General features: G+C 72.1%; 18 protein-coding genes. 9 read left to right on the forward strand and 9 right to left on the reverse strand.

Features of this window, described 5'->3' with window-relative positions; all coding sequences use genetic code 11:
* Positions 1-4: 4 nt before the first annotated feature.
* The 3 genes from Raf01_RS50975 to Raf01_RS33310 all read left to right on the forward strand — a co-directional run bounded on the left by Raf01_RS50975 (position 5) and on the right by Raf01_RS33310 (position 3,785).
* Positions 5-310 carry a zinc ribbon domain-containing protein gene (locus Raf01_RS50975; protein WP_373319646.1) on the forward strand — a complete coding sequence of 102 codons (306 nt, stop codon included), beginning with the start codon at positions 5-7 and terminating at the stop codon, positions 308-310.
* Between the two features lie 116 nt (positions 311-426).
* Entirely contained in the window at positions 427-2,043 is a 1,617-nt protein-coding gene (locus tag Raf01_RS33305) for an ABC transporter transmembrane domain-containing protein (protein WP_203922147.1), read from the forward strand.
* The gene (locus Raf01_RS33310) at positions 2,040-3,785 is read left to right on the forward strand and encodes an ABC transporter ATP-binding protein (protein WP_203922055.1); all 1,746 of its coding nucleotides are present in this window, start codon (positions 2,040-2,042) and stop codon (positions 3,783-3,785) included. The genes Raf01_RS33305 and Raf01_RS33310 overlap by 4 nt, the downstream gene beginning before the upstream one ends.
* Before the next feature lie 41 nt (positions 3,786-3,826).
* Here the strand turns inward: Raf01_RS33310 and Raf01_RS33315 are convergent, their stop codons facing one another.
* From Raf01_RS33315 to Raf01_RS33325, 3 genes are all read right to left on the reverse strand, one after another.
* On the reverse strand, positions 3,827-4,288 hold the full coding sequence (locus tag Raf01_RS33315) for a DUF3291 domain-containing protein (protein WP_203922056.1): 462 nt from the start codon (positions 4,286-4,288) through the stop codon (positions 3,827-3,829).
* A 33-nt stretch (positions 4,289-4,321) separates the two neighbouring features.
* A complete protein-coding gene (locus tag Raf01_RS33320; RefSeq protein ID WP_203922057.1) occupies positions 4,322-5,059 on the reverse strand; it encodes a helix-turn-helix transcriptional regulator in 738 nt (245 codons plus the stop codon).
* Positions 5,060-5,140: 81 nt separating this feature from the next.
* On the reverse strand, positions 5,141-5,530 hold the full coding sequence (locus Raf01_RS33325) for a winged helix-turn-helix transcriptional regulator (RefSeq protein ID WP_239134154.1): 390 nt from the start codon (positions 5,528-5,530) through the stop codon (positions 5,141-5,143).
* A 156-nt stretch (positions 5,531-5,686) separates the two neighbouring features.
* On the opposite strand from Raf01_RS33325, the gene Raf01_RS33330 reads away from it, so the two are divergent.
* The 6 genes from Raf01_RS33330 to Raf01_RS33355 all read left to right on the forward strand — a co-directional run bounded on the left by Raf01_RS33330 (position 5,687) and on the right by Raf01_RS33355 (position 11,634).
* Complete coding sequence (locus tag Raf01_RS33330; protein WP_203922058.1) at positions 5,687-6,322, forward strand: DsbA family oxidoreductase; 636 nt, start codon at positions 5,687-5,689, stop codon at positions 6,320-6,322.
* Between the two features lie 99 nt (positions 6,323-6,421).
* The gene (locus Raf01_RS33335) at positions 6,422-7,207 is read left to right on the forward strand and encodes a YaaA family protein (RefSeq protein ID WP_203922059.1); all 786 of its coding nucleotides are present in this window, start codon (positions 6,422-6,424) and stop codon (positions 7,205-7,207) included.
* A gap of 92 nt (positions 7,208-7,299) precedes the next feature.
* Entirely contained in the window at positions 7,300-7,959 is a 660-nt protein-coding gene (locus tag Raf01_RS33340; RefSeq protein ID WP_203922060.1) for a D-alanyl-D-alanine carboxypeptidase family protein, read from the forward strand.
* Positions 7,952-9,961 carry a sensor histidine kinase gene (locus Raf01_RS33345; RefSeq protein WP_203922061.1) on the forward strand — a complete coding sequence of 670 codons (2,010 nt, stop codon included), beginning with the start codon at positions 7,952-7,954 and terminating at the stop codon, positions 9,959-9,961. Before Raf01_RS33340 ends, Raf01_RS33345 begins: the two co-directional genes overlap by 8 nt.
* A 105-nt stretch (positions 9,962-10,066) precedes the next feature.
* Positions 10,067-10,951 (forward strand): ABC transporter substrate-binding protein, encoded by an 885-nt coding sequence (locus Raf01_RS33350; RefSeq protein WP_203922062.1) that lies wholly within the window; start codon positions 10,067-10,069, stop codon positions 10,949-10,951.
* Positions 10,952-10,956: 5 nt separating this feature from the next.
* Positions 10,957-11,634: a formylglycine-generating enzyme family protein gene (locus Raf01_RS33355; protein ID WP_203922063.1), complete on the forward strand. Its 678-nt coding sequence runs from the start codon at positions 10,957-10,959 to the stop codon at positions 11,632-11,634.
* A gap of 49 nt (positions 11,635-11,683) precedes the next feature.
* Here the strand turns inward: Raf01_RS33355 and Raf01_RS33360 are convergent, their stop codons facing one another.
* The 6 genes from Raf01_RS33360 to Raf01_RS33385 form a co-directional block, all read right to left on the reverse strand.
* The gene (locus tag Raf01_RS33360) at positions 11,684-13,126 is read right to left on the reverse strand and encodes an MFS transporter (RefSeq protein ID WP_239134155.1); all 1,443 of its coding nucleotides are present in this window, start codon (positions 13,124-13,126) and stop codon (positions 11,684-11,686) included.
* Complete coding sequence (locus Raf01_RS33365) at positions 13,119-13,595, reverse strand: MarR family winged helix-turn-helix transcriptional regulator (protein ID WP_203922064.1); 477 nt, start codon at positions 13,593-13,595, stop codon at positions 13,119-13,121. The genes Raf01_RS33360 and Raf01_RS33365 overlap by 8 nt, the downstream gene beginning before the upstream one ends.
* Positions 13,596-13,754: 159 nt before the next feature.
* Positions 13,755-14,531 carry a hypothetical protein gene (locus Raf01_RS33370; RefSeq protein WP_203922065.1) on the reverse strand — a complete coding sequence of 259 codons (777 nt, stop codon included), beginning with the start codon at positions 14,529-14,531 and terminating at the stop codon, positions 13,755-13,757.
* 160 nt (positions 14,532-14,691) lie between these two features.
* A complete protein-coding gene (locus Raf01_RS33375) occupies positions 14,692-14,829 on the reverse strand; it encodes a hypothetical protein (RefSeq protein ID WP_203922066.1) in 138 nt (45 codons plus the stop codon).
* 6 nt (positions 14,830-14,835) lie between these two features.
* Positions 14,836-15,618: an isocitrate lyase/PEP mutase family protein gene (locus Raf01_RS33380; protein WP_203922067.1), complete on the reverse strand. Its 783-nt coding sequence runs from the start codon at positions 15,616-15,618 to the stop codon at positions 14,836-14,838.
* A gap of 7 nt (positions 15,619-15,625) precedes the next feature.
* Positions 15,626-16,885 (reverse strand): epoxide hydrolase family protein, encoded by a 1,260-nt coding sequence (locus Raf01_RS33385; RefSeq protein ID WP_239134175.1) that lies wholly within the window; start codon positions 16,883-16,885, stop codon positions 15,626-15,628.
* Positions 16,886-16,921 lie beyond the last annotated feature (36 nt).

Below are 16,921 nucleotides of genomic sequence, written 5' to 3' on the forward strand. Positions count from 1 at the left end.
CCGCATGCTTGGCCCGGCGCTGCCGTTGTCGCAGCGGGTGTTCAGTTGCGACGGGTGTGGTTACCAGGCCGACCGGGATCACAACGCGGCGGTCAATCTCGCCGTCTGGGGCGAGCAGCACCACACCCAGACCCGGGACCCCGAGGTACGAGGCCCGGTCACCAACGCCTCCCGAGGGGCAGGCTCTGACCCACACCCAGGTGTGGGTGAAACCGACCCCGGTGACGGAGGAACCCCACCACCACACCCCCAGGAGTGCGGTGGCAGGGACGCCCGAGGAGGGCGCTGTCAGACGAGTCAACAACCGTGACTTTGAGACAGACCGTAGGCTTTGGCATGGTCGAGACGTATCCCCCGCCCCGGCTCAGCGACATCCGTACGCCCGGTCGGTTCCTCCGGTGGCTGGCCCGCAGCCAGCCGAAACGCATCCTGGCCGGAGCATTCCTGGGCACCACCTGGATGATCGGGCTGATCGTCCCGCCGTGGCTGCTGTCCAAGGCGGTCGATGAGGGACTCATTCCCGGCGACCTCGGCCGGCTGGTCGAGTGGGTTGCCGCGCTGATCGGCGTGGGCGTGCTCACCGCGTACCTGTCGATCATGCGGCACCGCACCATGACCCGCATCCGGATGGACGGCGCTTTCCGCACCGTGACCGCGGTGAACCGGCATGCCACCGTGCTCGGCGCGACGCTGTCCCGGCGGGTGACCAGCGGCGAGGTGGTCACGATCGGGATCGGCGATGTGGGAGCGGTCGCCATGGCACTGACGATGGCCGGGCCGGGGTTCGGTGGGCTGGTCGCCTACGCGGTTGTCGTGGTCCTGGTCTTCGCCATCTCGCCGCTCCTGGCGATCATCGTGCTGGCCGGCGTGCCGGTCCTGGCCGGCGTGGTCGGGCCGCTCCTCAAGCGGCTGAACCACACCGGCACCGCGTACCGGCAACGGCAGGGCGTCGCGACCGCGCGGATCGTCGACATCGTCGGCGGGCTGCGCGTGCTCAGCGGCCTCGGTGGCAAGGACGTCTTCGCCCGGCGGTACCGCGCCGACTCGGCGGCACTGCGGGTCGAGGGGTACCGCGTCGGTGCGGTGTCGAGCTGGATCGCCGCCTGCGGTGTCGGTCTGCCGGCGTTGTTCCTCGCGGTCGTGACGTGGATCGCGGCGCGGATGGCCGCACAGGGCACGATCCGGCCAGGCGACTTGGTAGCTGTCTACGGATATGTCGGCCTTCTAGTCATTCCGGTGTTCCAGTTCATCGAGGCCGGCGAGTCGCTGAGCCGCGCCCTGGTGGCGGCGAGCCGGATCGTGCGCTTCCTCAACCTGGCGCCGGACCGGTCGACCGGCACCGGAGCCGCACCGCCGCGCCCGTCGGAACTGCACGAGCCGCGGTCCGGTGTCCGGATCGCGGCCGGCGAGTTCGTGGCTCTCGTCGGCGCGCGCCCGGCCGAGGCCGAGGCCGTCATCGAACGGCTCGGCGGATTCGCGCCGTCGGATGCGACCTGGGGCGGTGTGCGACTCGACGCGATCGACGCTGACGAGCTTCGGCGCCGGATCGTGGTCGCGGACAACGACGCGTACCTGTTCGCCGGCGCGTTCCGCGAGGTCGTCGGCGGCGCCGACGACGCCAGTGTGCTGGCCGCGGTCGATGCCGCGGCGGTGAGGGACGTGGTGGAGGCGCTGCCCGACGGGTTGAACACGCGGATTCGCGGCCGGGCCGCGAATCTGTCGGGCGGTCAACGGCAGCGGGTACGCCTGGTCCGCGCGCTGCTGGCCGACCCGGAGATCCTGCTCGCCGCGGAACCCACGTCGGCCGTGGACGCGCACACCGAGGCCGCGATGGTCGACGGGCTGCGGCGCGCTCGCTCCGGTCGCACCACCGTGGTGACGACCACGTCACCGCTGGTCCTCGATCGAGCCGACCGGGTGATGTTCCTGGTCGACGGCGTGGTCGTCGCCACCGGAACGCACGCCGAGCTGCTCACCGGCGAGTCCGGGTATCGCGCCGTGGTCGCGCGCACCGCCGGAGAGGCCGCAGAGGTGCGCCGATGACCGTCGATCAGCTGCCGGTCGCCGGTACCCGCCAGGTGTGGCGCGCCGCCGGACGGCTGGTCGGGCGCGAGCGCCGCGCGGTCGCCGTCGTGCTGGCGCTCAACGGGCTCGCCGCGATCGCCGGGCTGGTCGGGCCGTGGCTGCTCGGCCGGATCATCGACGCCATCACCGGGGCGCACGACCCCGCGCAGCGGCACGCCGCGGTCGGCACCGTCGACCGGCTCGCCGCCGTGATCCTCACGATGACGGCCGCGTCGATGCTGCTCACCCGGTACGCGCGGCTGGTCGCGTTCCGGTTCGGCGAGCGTACGGCGGCACGGGTGCGCGAGGAGTTCCTCGACCGTACGCTCGCGCTGCCCGCCGCCGCCGTCGAGCAGGCATCGACCGGCGACCTGACCGCGCGCGGCACCACCGATGTCTCGAACGTCGCCTACACGCTGCGCGACGCCATGCCCGATGTCCTGCTCTCGCTGGTACAGGCTCTCGTCATCGTCGTCGCGGTCGTTCTGCTGGATCCGGTCCTCGGAGCGTGCGGCATCGTCAGCCTCGCCGGCGCCTGGGGTGCCGCCCGCTGGTACCTGCGGCGTGCGCGTGCGGCCTACCTCGCCGAAGGTGCCGCGCACTCGGTTCTCGCCGAGGAGCTGACCGCGACAGCCACCGGCGCCCGCACGGTCGAGGCGCTGTCGCTGGCCCAGCGTCGCATCGCCGCCGGCGACGACGCCATCGCCGGATCACGGCGGGCGCGGCTGCGTACGCTCGCGCTGCGTACCGTGCTGTATCCAGCCGTCGACATCTCGTACGTCATCCCGGTCGCCGGTGTGCTGCTCATCGGCGGCGCCTTCTACCATCGCTCGGACCTCGGTACCGTCGTCGCTGCCGCGCTCTACCTGCGCCAACTGGCCGCGCCGCTGGACGTCGTGCTGATGTGGGTCGAGGAGTTGCAGAGCAGCGGTGCGTCCTTCGCGCGTGTCGAGGGGCTCGCCGATCTCACCGAACCCCGTCCGGTGGCCGACGCCGAACCGGCCGACGATCGCATCGCCGTCACGGATGTCCGGTACGCCTACGACGAGGGCCGCGACGTGCTGCACGGCGTCGACCTCACGGTACGGCCGGGCGAACGGCTCGCGGTCGTCGGTGCCTCCGGGGCCGGCAAGTCGACTCTCGGGCGGCTGCTGGCCGGCGTCGACCGGCCGCGTACCGGTTCGGTGACCGTCGGCGGCGTGCCGATCGCCGACCTTCGGCCGGAGCGGCTCCGGGAACAGGTCGTCCTGGTGACGCAGGAGTACCACGTCTTCCACGACTCGATCCGCGGCAACCTGCTCATCGCGCGCCCGGAAGCGACCGACGCGCAACTGCTCGCGGCGCTCGACGCGGTCGGCGCGTCCTGGGCCGGGAACCTCGACACCGTGGTCGGCGGCGATGCGCTGAGGCTCGACGGTGCACAGGCACAGCAGCTCGCGCTGGCCCGGGTCGTACTCGCCGATCCGCACACGGTGATCCTGGACGAGGCGACCGCGATGCTGGACCCGGCCACGGCACGCGACGCCGAGCGGGCGCTGGCCGCGGTACTCGACGGCCGTACGGTCATCGCCATCGCCCACCGCCTGCAGACCGCGCACGACGCCGACCGGGTCGCCGTGATGGACGGCGGTGCGGTGACCGAATCGGGTACGCACGACGAACTGGTCGCGGCCGGCGGCACGTACGCGGCGCTGTGGCGTTCGTGGCACACCGCGCGCTGACGATCCGCCACCGAAGCCGTCACTGGTCGCCTTCTCCCCGATCAGTCTGACGAGCCGGGAGCGGCAAACCGCTGCTGGAACGTGAACGCCTCCGCCGTCGGTCCACGCTCGGCCAGCAGGTCGAGCCGGTCTCGTGCCTCCTTGAGTGTCGGGATCGTGCCGGCCGGCACCCACCACAGCACCGAGTGCGCGCCCAGCCCGTCGTGGGAGAACCACTCCCGGCGGCGGCGCAGCAGGTCGAGGTGAGCGGTGCGGTACATGTAGTCGTACAGCGTCTCGACGCTCTCCCACACCGACATGTTCACCATCACGTCCGGACCGTACGGGCGCAGTGCGGTGGCGTCGGACCCGCCGTCGTCGACGAGTCGCCAGACGAAGCCGGGGGCGGCGTCGGCCAGTGCGTTGATTTCCTCGAGCCGGGTCATGAAGCCGGCCATCTCGGGAGTGTCGAGCGGCTCGCGGGGCAGGGCGACGTTCAACTGGGCGAGGTGATGGTCCGTCATGGCGTCGAGCAGACCACGCCCCGATGTTCTATGTCAATCGTGATTGTTTTTAGAAGCGAGATCGATGACCACGCAGCAGTTCGTGCCGGTCGGCGCGATCCGCGGCACGGCCGGCGATCCGCCCAGCCCGTCACTCGACCGCTCGCCCAGGTCCGCGCCCCGACTCGCGCTCAGGCCGTCCAGCAGGCCCTCCAGCAGAGCGAGATTCATGCCGCACACCAGTGGCGGGTAGTCCCGCGCCAACGCGTGGAACGGGCAGTTGCGCAACACGATCGAATCGTCGCGCCGCTGCGGCTCGTACCCCTGCCCGGCAAGCACCTCGACGATCCCGGCGGCCGCGTCGGAGCCCGCGCGGTCGGCGTCACCCTCTCGAAGAGCGGCGGCGGCCAGCCCTGCCGACCGGCCCCGGTCGCGGGCCACGGCGAACAGCTTCTCGTCGGCGGCCGCGCGCTCCACCGTCTCCGCCAGCAACTCGGCGACGGCGAGGTACCGGCGCGGCGGAAGGCTCACCTCGTGGTCGGTGGCCGAGCGCCGGTACAGCTTCGCCGGCCGGCCCGCCCCCGGACCGGTGCGCCCCGACCTGCGCCCGAACGACACGTCCAGCAGCCCGGCCGTGGCCAGCCGGTCGAGATGGAAGGCGGCCAGGGTACGCCCGATGCCGCACGCCGAGGCGACCTCGTCGCGGCCCACCGGCTCGTCCTGGCTCACCGCGTACTCGTAGACCGCCCGGCGTACCGGCTCGCGCAGTTCGCCAATGGCCTCGACCGACATCCCGCAACGGTAGCGCGGGCCGCCCCCGCCGCCGTGGGACGGCGAGCGGCCGGCGAGCAGCCGGACGGCGGGGGGACGCCGCTACCCGTCCTGCTCGGAGCCGGCGTCGAAGCGCTGCTGGTGCCGGCGGATCTCGGTGTGGTGGTCGGCCGACCAGGCGGCCAGCGCGAGCACCGTGGACAGCAGCGAGGCGCCCAGGTCGGTCAGCGCGTATTCGACCCGTGGCGGCACCTCCGGGTACGCCGTCCGGGTGACCAGGCCGTTGCGCCGCAACTGCTTCAGCGTCAGCGTCAGCATGCGCTGGGAGATGCCCGGGATCGCGTCGGTGAGGTCGGAGTAGCGGGTCGGGCCGCTCTCGAGGGTACCGATGATCAGCACGCTCCACTTGTCGCCGACCAGGTCGAGGATCTCCCGGATGAAGTCGGCGTCGCGATCGCTCCACTGCGCGCACGGCCCCGGCACGGTTCGCACGTTTCTCCGGACACCGGTCCGGGCCTTCCGCACCGCCCTCGCACCCACCACCGATCCCCTCCCCTGTCGCTACTACGCACATAGATGTGCCTTTTGTACGCCTCCGAATCTAATGCACCATGGGGCTACGCACAATTCGTAAGTAGTGAGGGGATCATGAGGATCGAATTCTGGTCGGACATCGTCTGCCCGTGGTGCGGGCTGATGGATCACCGGCTGAACCGGGCACTGGGGCGCTTCGAGCACAGCCCGGACGTCCAGGTCGTCCACCGGTCGTTTCAACTGCATCCCGACCTGCCGCGGGACGGGGTCACGCAACGCGAGCTGTTCGACATGTTCGGGGTGGCGCGCGCCACCGGCGAGCGGACGCTGCGCGGCACCGAGGAATCCGCCGCGGCCGACGGCCTGGCGCCGTACCACGCGCTGGACCGCACGCTCGGCCCGACCGACCTGGCGCACGAGCTGCTGGCGTACGCGACCGATCGGGGTCGGGGCGCCGAGGTCTGGTCGGCGATGTTCCGGGCCCACTTCGGCGAGGCCCGCAAGCTGTGGATCCTCGATCAGGTGCTCGACTTCGCGGCGGAGGTGGGCCTGGACCGGGACGGCGCGGCCAAGGCGCTGCACGACCGGCGGTACCGCGAACGGGTGGCGGCCGACCAGCAGGAGGCGCAGAGCCTCGGCGCGCACGGAACCCCGTTCATCGTTCTGGATCGCCGGTACGCCGTCCCCGGCGCGGTCGGCACCGACGAACTGCTCGCCGCCATCACCACCGCCTGGCGGACGCGAGACTGACCTCGGCAACGACCCGACCGGGATCGCGGTTACCGTCGTCACGACCCGTAGAGTGGTCGGGATCTTGCGGTACGCGAGGCTGGGAGGGAGCAGGGCCAAGTGATCATCCTGATGCACAGCTCGAAGACGATGCGGCCGCCGACCTCCGGCACGAAGCCGACCGGTACGCCGGTGCTCCTGGACCGGGCCGAGGAACTCATCGGGTACCTGCGGACGCTGTCCACCTCGCAGCTGGCCAAGGTGATGGCGATCTCGCCCGACCTCGCCGAGAAGACCCGCGACCAGTACGCCCGGTGGAGCACCGATCCGGCCGACCAGGCACCCGCGGCCGAGAGCTTCGTCGGCGACATCTACAGCGGGCTGCGCGTCGACTCGTTCGGCGGGGCGGACCGGCGCTACGCCGACACGCACGTGCGGATCCTCTCCGGCCTGTACGGGATCCTGCGGCCGTTCGACGGGATCAGCCCGTACCGGCTGGAGATGGGCTACCGGCTGCGGCCGGCCGGGCACGCGAACCTGTACCAGTTCTGGGGCACAGCCATTTCGGAGCAGTTGCCCGCCTCCGGCCGGGTGGTGAACCTGGCCGCCGGCGAGTACAGCAAGACGGTCACCGGCCACATCGCCGCCGACCGGGTGGTGACGCCGAAGTTCCTCACCGTCCACCCCGCGAGCGGAGAGCCGAAGTTCGTCGTGGTGCACGCGAAGATCGCCCGGGGTGCGTTCGCCCGGTGGCTGGTCACCGCGCGGGTCAAGGACACCGACTCCGCGCTGGCCGGTTTCAGCGACATCGGGTACCGGTACGACGAAAAGTTGAGCACGCCCACCGAGCCGGCCTTCGTGTGCCAGGAGTTTGGCGGCAAGGGGTTGTCCGTCCGGCTCACCTGAGCGCGGCACGGCAGAAGTCGGGTAGGGGTACTCATCGAGGATGAGTAGCGCGACTCAGGCCCCGGGCACACCGGTCATGGGACGTTACCCGCATGCTTGCTCCCCTTCTCGTACCGGTGCCTCCCGGCCCGTTCTACGCCGACCCGCACGGCGTGACCGGCTCGGTACGGCGCCGGGACCGCGCGTACCGCGTCGTCACCCGGGCGCTGGCGGTGGCGCTGGTACCCGCGGCATTCACGGTCGCGCCGCGCCGGGCGCGGCACGTGGCCTGCCAGTGGGCGCTCGCGGCACGCTTTCCCGCGGAGGACCTCACCGGCCTGACGCCGGCGACCCGTGCCGCGTTCGAGGCGGCACGTACTCAGGCACTGTGGTGCGACGGCGAACTGATCGGCCTGACCGACGGGTACCGGGACGCGGAACAGCAGGCGCGCCTGTTCGCCGAGGAGGTCCGCCGCACCGGGTCGGTGGAGGCCGCCCGGCTGTGGATCCTGCCGCCGAACCAGTCGCGGCACGTGGCGGGTACCGCCGTGGACGTACGGCCGGCCGAAGGCGCCCGCTGGCTGGAGCGGCACGGGGCGCGGTATCACCTGTACCGGCTGTACGACAACGAGTGGTGGCACTTCGAGTACCGGCCGGACGCCCAACCCGAGCGCCTGCCCCACCCCGGGGCGCCGGTACCGCCGCCGCACGACGTGCCCCCGACCGCACCCCCGACCGCACCGGCGATCAGTCATGATCTGCGGCATGGATGAGCCGACGGCCCGCCCACCGGTCACGCGGGAGTCGAAGTCCTGGCGCTGGCCGGTTCCGCTGGCCGGGTTGGGCGGTTCCCTGTTCCTCGCGGTGGCCACGTCACCCTGGTACAGCGGTGTGGGGCAGGCGTTCCTCACCACGCCCGGGCGCGCCGAGTTCTCCGGCCTCGGGTGGGTGATCATGGCGGTGCCGATCGCGGCGACCCTGGTCGGCTTGTGCGCGCTGCGCTGGTGGCCGTACCTGCTCACCGCGGCGGGATTGCTGGCGGTCGCGCCGACGGTCGCCGAACTGACGCACGCGGAGTTCCCTCTCGCCGCGGACATAGTCTGCCGGGCGGGGTACCCGCTGGCGGTGGTCGGCGTGCTGGCCTGCGCCCAGAGCCTGGTGAGCAGCGCGGTCGGCTGGGCCGCGGCCGTCGCCGGACTGACGATGGGGGCCCGGTTGTTCGGTACCGTCTTGATCGGGCCGGGTTGGCTCCTCCAGACCCAGACCGTAGCGACCTGGCACGCCGTCCTGACCGCGGTCGGGTTGGCCGCGCTGGCCCCGGCCGTGTGGCGGCACCGGCGCGGTGACCGGACCGCCAACGGGCCATCGGACCAGAGTCTCTGGTCGTGGCAGCGACTCTGGCTGATCGTGCCCGCCACGCTCGCGATGTGCGTGGCCGTCCCGCTGTCGTTCCTGACCACCGACCGGCTCGCCGCGCTGCTCGGGGTCACCGAGTCCGCTCTGTACCGGCACCGGTACGCCGAGATCGGCGTCATCGGGGTGATCACGTTGGTGACCGTGGCCATCCTGGCCGCGATCGCCGGTCTGTGGTCGCTGGCCGGGACGGTGACCGCCGCGGTGATCCAGGTCGCCGTCGCGGCTCCGATGCTCCTCGCGGTGGCCGCGCTGGCGTTCAAGGACCCGGTACGCCTTCTCGGTGCCCTGGCCGGCGTGGCGCTCGGCGTGGTCGCGGCCGGCAACCGGTGGCGGGTACCGCTGGCCGGTACGGCGACGGTGCTCGGCGCGGCGGCGTTGTTCATCGCGTACGGGGCCACGACCGGCCATCCCGAGAAGCTGGCCGACCAGCGGAGCGTCATCCCGGGGCTGCTGATTCTCGTCCTGGTCACGGCGGCGGCCACCGCGGTGGTCGGCGCCACGGCTCCGGTCCTGGCACCGCGCGGCGCCCTCCCGGCCGTCCTGGGCCCGCTGGCCGCGACCCTGGCGGCGGGCGGGCTGCAGACGGTGAGCGTGACCTACCTGCACGACGGCGAGCCGGTCTCGTCCACACTCAACTCGGTCTACCACCTGACCACCTCGGCCGTGCTCCTGCTGGTGGCCGGCGCGGCGATCGGCGGGCTGGGATTCGCCCAGCAGCTGGCGGTGCGGCGGGCCGAGCGGAAGCAGACCGAACAGATCCGGTGGGAAGCCGCCGCCGCCGAGCGGGACCGGCTGGCCCGGCCGATCCACGACGGCGTGTTGCAGGTGCTGGCACTGGTCCAGCGGCATGGCCCCGAACTGGGTGGGCAGGGCAGCCAGCTCGCCGCGCTCGCCGGTGAGCAGGAGGTGGCGCTGCGCACCCTGCTGAGCAGAGGCGTGACCGCTCGCGGCGACGGCAACGGGGACCTGCGGACCCCGCTGCGGGACCTGGCGTCCCCGGCGATCGAGGTGGCCACGCCCGCGCAACCGGTGGTGCTGCCGGCCATCGCGGTCACCGAGCTGACCGCGGCCGTGCAGGCCGCGCTGGACAACGTGCGCCAGCATGCCGGGGCCGGCGCGCACGCCTGGGTGCTGCTGGAGGACGAGCGGGACGGGGTGCGGGTCACGGTCCGCGACGACGGGGTCGGGGTTCCCGCCGGGCGGCTGGACGAGGCGGCCGCATCCGGCCGGCTGGGGGTGGCCCAGTCGATGTGCGGCCGGGTCGCCGATCGCGGCGGTACGACGACCATCCACAGCACCCCCGGTCAGGGGACCGAGGTGGAGTTCTGGTTGCCGCGGCGGCCCTCCGGCGGCCGGTGACGCCGGGCCGGGGCGCCCCACCGGCCGGATGCGCCTCACCGGCCGGTGAGGGCCGCCGGGCGGGGGCGCCGCGGCCCGGGCGGCACCGGCGGGCAGGATGGGAGCATGCGCCTGGTGTCCCTGCTGCCCTCCGCGACCGAGATCGTGTACGCCCTCGGGCTCGACGACCAGCTCGTCGGGGTGACCTTCGAGTGCGACCATCCGCCGGCCGCCCGGACCGACAAGACCGTCGTGGTCGGCGGGCGGGACACCCGGGACCTGAGCCCCGGCGACATCGATGACTACGTCAAGGCTCAGCTCGCCGCCGGTGCCGACCTCTACACCCTGCGCGCCGACGCGCTGGCCGGGCTCGACCCGGAGCTGATTCTCACCCAGGACCTCTGCCGGGTCTGTGCCCTGCCGTCCGATCACGTCTCCGACGCCCTCGACTACCTCGGCTGCCGGGCCGACGTGCTGTCCCTCGACCCGTACACGCTGGACGAGGTACTGGGCACCATCGTCGCCGTCGGTGACCGGGCCGGCGTGCCGGACCGGGCCGCCACGCTGGTGGCCGGGCTGCGGGCACGGCTGGCCGCGGTGGCCTCGGCGGTCCGGGACCTGCCCCGGCCGCGGGTCGCCGTCGTGGAGTGGGTCGACCCGCCGTTCACCTCCGGACACTGGGTACCCGACCTCGTCCGGGCGGCCGGCGGCGAGCCGGTCGCCGCCCGGCCCGGCGCCCGGTCGACGCAGACCACCTGGCGGGAGTTCACCGACGCGGCACCCGACGTGGTCCTCGTGACCCCCTGCGGCTTCCACGTCGAGGGTGCCGCTCGGCAGGCGCGGACGATCGTTGACCGCTTCCCCGGCACGCAGGTATGGGCGCTGGACGCGGACGGGATCGTGGTGCGACCCGGCCCGCGCCTGGTCGACGGGGTCGAGGCGATCGCCGCGATCCTGCACCCCGGCGCGGTTCCCGAGCCGCCGGCCGGCGCCGCGCTGCGGGTGGCGTAGCCCACGTGGACGCGGGTACCGGCATCGAACTCGTCGCCGTTCCGCCGGGGCGGGTGACGCTGTCCGACCGGCGTACCCGACGGAGCTGGGTGATCGATGTGGCGCCGTACGAGCTGGCCGCGTTCCCGGTCACGCAGGCGCAGTACGCGCGGGTGACCGGCCAGTGGCCGAGTAGTGCCCGGGGCGACCGGCTGCCGGTCGAGGGCGTCTCCTGGCTGGACGCGATCCGGTTCTGCAACGCGCTGTCCGGGTGCGAGGGGTTGACGCCCGCGTACCGGCTGCCCGCCGGTTCCGGGGACGTCGCGTGGGACGAGTCCGCCGACGGGTACCGGCTGCCGACCGAGGCCGAGTGGGAGCACGCGTGCCGGGCCGGCGGCACCGGCCCGCGCTACGGCGAGCTGGACGAGATCGGCTGGTACCGCGGCAACTCCGGCGAGCGGATCCACGAGGTGGGCGGCAGGCGGCCCAACGCCTGGGGCCTGTACGACATGCTCGGCAACGCGTGGGACTGGTGCTGGGACATCTACGACGCCCAGGTGTACGGCAGCTACCGGGTACTCCGTGGCGGCGGATGGGCCGACGAGCACTGGAGCTGCCGGGCCTCGGTACGGCGCCGCAGCCACCCGACCTTCCAGATCGACGACGTGAGCTTCCGCCTCGCCCGTACCCCGAGAAACGGATGACGCGGGCCGTGCCGGGACCGGTGTGAGCCGGCCCCGGCACGGCCGCAGATCAGTTGTCCGGGGCGCCCGGCGGGATGAACAGGGCGGCGAGCGCGGCCAGCGCGGCGGAGGCGCCACAGACCGCGAACAGTGCCCGGTAGGCGCCCAGCGACGGCAGCTCGAACCCGCCGAGGACGATGGTGCTCGCGGTGAGCAGGCTGCCGCCGATCGCGCTCGCCAGCGAGCTGCCCAGGCTGCGGGACAACGAGTTGAGCCCGTTGGCAGCGGCGATCTCGGAGGTCGGTGTGTTGCGGTTGATCAGGGTCGGCATCGCGGCGTACCCGATGCCGGTGCCGCCACCGATGATCGTGCTGCCGATCACGACCTCCCACAGCGATCCGGTCGCGACGATGCGCAGTACCCAGCCGGCCGCGACCACCAGCGCACCGAACGCCAGCGTGCGATGCGGGCCCCACCAGCCGATGAGCCGGGCCGCGACCGGCGCGAGCAGGAGCATCAGCAGGCCGCTGGGCAGCAGGCACAGGCCGCCCACGACGATGGACGAGCCGAACCCGTACCCGCTGGCGCGCGGCGCCTCCACGAACGACGCGGTACCGATCAGGCTCGCGAACAGGGCGAAGCCGAACAGCAGCGAGGCCAGGTTGGTCAGCACGATCGGGCGCCTCGACATCGCCGCGATGTCGACCAGGGCGGCCGGCACGCGCCGCTCGACCACGACGAACACGGCGAGCACCACCACCGCGAGCCCGAGCAGCCCCAGGGTCCACGCCGAGGTCCAGCCCCAACTGGAACCCTGCGCCAGCGGCAGCAGCAGAGCGACCAGGCCGCCGGACAGCAGGACGGCGCCGATCAGGTCGACCCGCCCACCGGTGCGGATCGGCGATTCCCGGACGAACCACACGGTCGCGGCGAGAGCCACCGCCCCGGCCACCGTGGTGATCCAGAACAGGACGTGGAAGTCCGCGTGCTCACCGACCAGTCCGGCCAGCGGCAACCCGAGCGCGCCGCCGACCCCGAGCATCGCGCTGACCAGTGCGATGGCGGAGCGTACCCGTTCCCTGGGCAGCACCGAGGACAGCAGGCTGATGCCCAGCGGGATCGCCGACAGCGAGGCGCCCTGCACGGCCCGGCCGACGATCAGCAGCGTGACGTTGCTGGTGAGGGCGTCGAGCAGCGACCCGGCGGCGAGCGTACCGAGGGCCACCATCAGCATCAGCCGCTTGCCGAACATGTCGCCCAACCGCCCGAACAGCGGCACGGCGACCGCCCCGACCAGCAGGGTCGAGGTGAGCAGCCACTCCACGTTGCCGGCGGAGGTGTGCAGCCGGGGCGACAGCACCGGCAGCACCGGTACCAGCAGCGACTGGGACAGGGACACCATCAGCGCGCCGAGGCCGACCACGACCAGTTCGACCCAGGCCCCGCCCGGCGAGGTGTGCTCACGGAGGTCTCGCTCGGCGGCGACCCGCCGGTCGGCGATTGCCTCAGCCACGACCGCCCCCGACACCCACCGCGATCTCACTGGCCAGCTCGGGCCGGTGCACGAAGCGGTGCAGCAGGCGGGCGAACTCGTACCGGTCGCCCGCCGACCAGTCGGCGAGTACGTTGCCCAGTCGGGTACGCCGGTCCACCTCGGCCGCGTCCAGTTGGGCCACCGCCTTCGGGGTCAGGTGCACCAGTGTCGCCCGCCGGTCCGTCGGGTCGGGCCGCCGCGCGACGAGGCCGCGCGCCTGGAGTTCGTCCAGGTGCCGGGTGACCGTGGTGGAGTCCAGCCCCAGCTGGACGGCCAGCTCACTGACCCGCTCCGGACCGGAGCGGTGCAACCGCAGCAACGGTTGTACGGCGCCCCGGCGCAGGCCGGGTGAGAGCCGGGTGGCGAAGTCGGACAGGTACTGCTCACCGAGCGCGGTGAGCTCGACGAAGGCGTCATGGATCGCGTCTTCGATGCGAAGGCGTGGCATGCTGCTCCCAGATTAGCTGTACGCGTACACCAATCGGGGACCGTACCACTGGATCGGCCGCCGCCCGGCGGCGGCTCGCCGCACTGCGCCGGGTGACCGGGCCGACCGGTGGCGGCCCGCCCGGCTGTTGCCGAAACGGGCCGCCACCGAACGCGTTGTCTAGTGGTTGTACTGGAACCAGGGCTGGGCCCAGCCGAGGTACGGCTTGCCCCAGGTGTTGATGATTTCCGCGATCGTCGTCTCGGTCAGCGTGCCGTTGCCGTGGATGTCGTTCGAGACGAACTTCCCGCCGCCGATGGAAATCATCACGTGGCCGGCGCCGCCGGAGAAGAAGGCGAGGCCGCCGGCCGGTACGTTCTTGTCGCCGGCGTGCTTGTACGAGGCCGGAATCGCTTGCCAGTGCGCGTACGCCGTCGTCGAGCCGCTGGCCGGGAATCCGTACGCCAGCCCGACGACGTGGTCGCAGAGGTTGTAGTAGTCCGCGTGGTACGTGGTCGTCTCGTGCGACGTGGCCCAGGACACCGCCTGCGCGCACGTGTTCGGGTCGCCCAGGCCGCTGGTCGAACACGTCGGGGTGGTCGAGCCGCCACACAGGGGCGCGACCGTGCCGTCGGATCCGGTGTAGACGTACGCGTCCGAGACGTACCCGGTCGAGATGTGGTCCCAGAGGTCGGTCGGCCCGTACACGCCGACCACGGAGTCGCCGTGGATCTGGCAGTCGAAGGTGATGGAGGCGCCGTCGGCGACCGAGCCGACCGCGGTCGACGTGGTGTGCGGTCCCGACCGTACCGTCAACGAAGCACCGGACGTGGTGTGCACGGTACCCGTGGCGGCCGCCGCCGGACCGACGAAGACGAGCATGGCGACGACCGCGCCACCGATCGCGGCACCGGCGATCCGGAGAGCTCGTCCCGATCGGATCCTGTGTTGGTTCATGCGGACTCCCGTCTGAACGTTCGTTCGTGTGCGACAGAGTACGCAGATATATAGACGATCAACGCTGATTCGTCCAGGCGAACCGGTGAACAGCGCCAAAATATCCCGGTTGCCGGCGCGACCGAAGTCCACAGTGGACACATCGAGCCACGGTCGGCGGTCAGCCGGCGGCGTGCCCCAACCGCCCGTGGCTGCCGTGCAAGCCGTTGCGTCGCAACCTGCTCGCGAAGTCGTAGAACACCTTGCCACGCCAGGCGAGCAGACCGTCGAGCCCGACGATGGCGGCGAGGAAGGTCATCGCCGGCTATCGCACCTGATACGTGCCGGCGTGGTACCGGACCAGCCGCTCCTGCATCTCCGGGTACCCGGTCGCGGTGGGCGGCAGCCCGCCGTCGCGCAGGCCGGTCGCCACGCCGGCCGCGGCATCGAGCGCGGCACGGTAGGGCAGCGAACCGGTGCTGATCCGCCGGATGCCCAGCGCGCCGAGTTCGGCCACCGGCAGCCGGGGGTGGGCGAGCACGTTGACCGGCACCGGAATTCCGGCCGCGAAGCGCCGCAGGTCCTCGGGGTCGGTCGCGCCGGGGATGAACACGCCGTCGGCGCCGGCCTCGGCGTACGCGCGGGCACGGTCGAGGGTCGCCGCGACGGTGGCTTCCTGACCCAACCAGTACGTGTCCACCCGCGCGTTGACGAAGACTCCCGGCGCGGCCCGCTTGATCGCCGCGACCTTGGCGGCGTGGGCACCGGGGTCGATGAGTGCCTCGGCCGAGCTGTCCTCGACGTTGACACCGGCCACGCCGAGTTCGGCGACGAAGCCCGCGACCGCCTCGGGGTCGTCGCTGTACCCGTCCTCGATGTCGCAGCTCACGTGCACCGGCAGGCTCGCGAGCCCGCGCGCGAGCGCGAAGGTCGCGTCCCGGGTCGAGCGGCCACCGTCCGGGAAGCCCGCGCGGGCCGCCACGCCGAAACTCGTGGTTCCGATCGCGGAGAATCCGGCTTCGGCGAACGCGAGCGCGGACCCGATGTCCCAGGCGTTCGGCAGGAGCAGCGGCGCGGGCTGGTGGTGAAGCTCGTGAAAGCTGAGCATGGGCAGGCTACCTCTCTCGACCAGTCTGGCTCGGCGCGTCTGACGCCGCGCCACGACCCAGACCAGTCGGCTTAAAGGTGCGGCGCAGGTCGTCGACCCACTCGCCGGGAATCTCCCACGGGATGAAGTGGCCGCCGCGGTCGTGGACGGTGAGGTTGACGTGGTTGTACCAGGCCGCCCGATCGCTGTCGAGGAAGCTGCGCACCCGCTGATCGGTCGTGACGCCCGGCGGGTTCTCGTAGGCCACGAACGTGATGCCGGTCGGCGCCTCGATGACCGGCTGCCGGTCGTGGGACGGCGTCCACGGGTAGCGGTTGTTGTTGGCGTACGTGCGGATCGACGTGCCGATCGCGTTGTTCACCCAGAAAATCATCGCGTGGGTGAGCAGATCGTCCTTGGTGAACACGGACTCGATGTCGCCACCGTTGTCGCTCCAGCTCATCCAGCGCCGCAGGATCCAGGCGAGCATCCCGGCGGGCGAGTCGGACAGCCCGTAGGCCAGGGTGCTCGAGTCCAGCACGTGCGCGGCGAGGTGAACGGCGAAACGCTTGTCCAGCGCGACGATCTGCGCGTGGACGTCGGCGGGCAGGCCGTCCGGGATCGGCCGTCCGCCACCGAAGTCCCAGGCGCGGTCGCCCGTGAACAGGTTCAGCTTGAGCCCGGAGCCGATGTGGATGCCGTACAACTCGTCCGCGTACTTGTGGCCGAGCTGACCGGTGACCAGTGCCCCGACATCGCAGCCGGCGGCGGCATACCTCGCGTGGCCCAGGATCCGGGTCATCAGGGTGTGCCAGAGGTCGGCGACCTTCCAGAAGTTCATGTCCGGGTGGTTCGGCAGCGGGGTGGAGAACCCGAACCCGGGGAAGGACGGCACAATGACGTCGAACGCCTCGGCCGGGTCGCCGCCGTGCGCGCCCGGGTCGGCGAGCGGGTCGATCACCTTCGACCAGTGCCAGAACGTCCACGGCCAGCCGTGGGTGAGGATCAGCGGTGTCGGGTGCGGCCCGACCCCCGCTTTGCGCATGAAGTGCACCGGTACGCCGTCGACGTCGACCCGGTAGTGCTGGTACGCGTTGATCGCGGCTTCGGCGGCCCGCCAGTCGTACCGGGTGCGCCAGTACTCGACGAGTTCCCGCAGGTACCCGCCGTTGACGCCGTAATACGAGTCCTCGTTGCCGGCGTCTACCGGAAACCGGGTCAGGTCGAGACGAAGCCGCAGGTCGGCGAGCACCTCGTCGGGCACGTGGATCGGCACCGGTTCCAGCATGTCGGTCACGCCCCGCCCCCGCCCTCCCGGTGCCTC

Source organism: Rugosimonospora africana, from assembly GCF_016862975.1.
Classification (GTDB): domain Bacteria; phylum Actinomycetota; class Actinomycetes; order Mycobacteriales; family Micromonosporaceae; genus Rugosimonospora; species Rugosimonospora africana.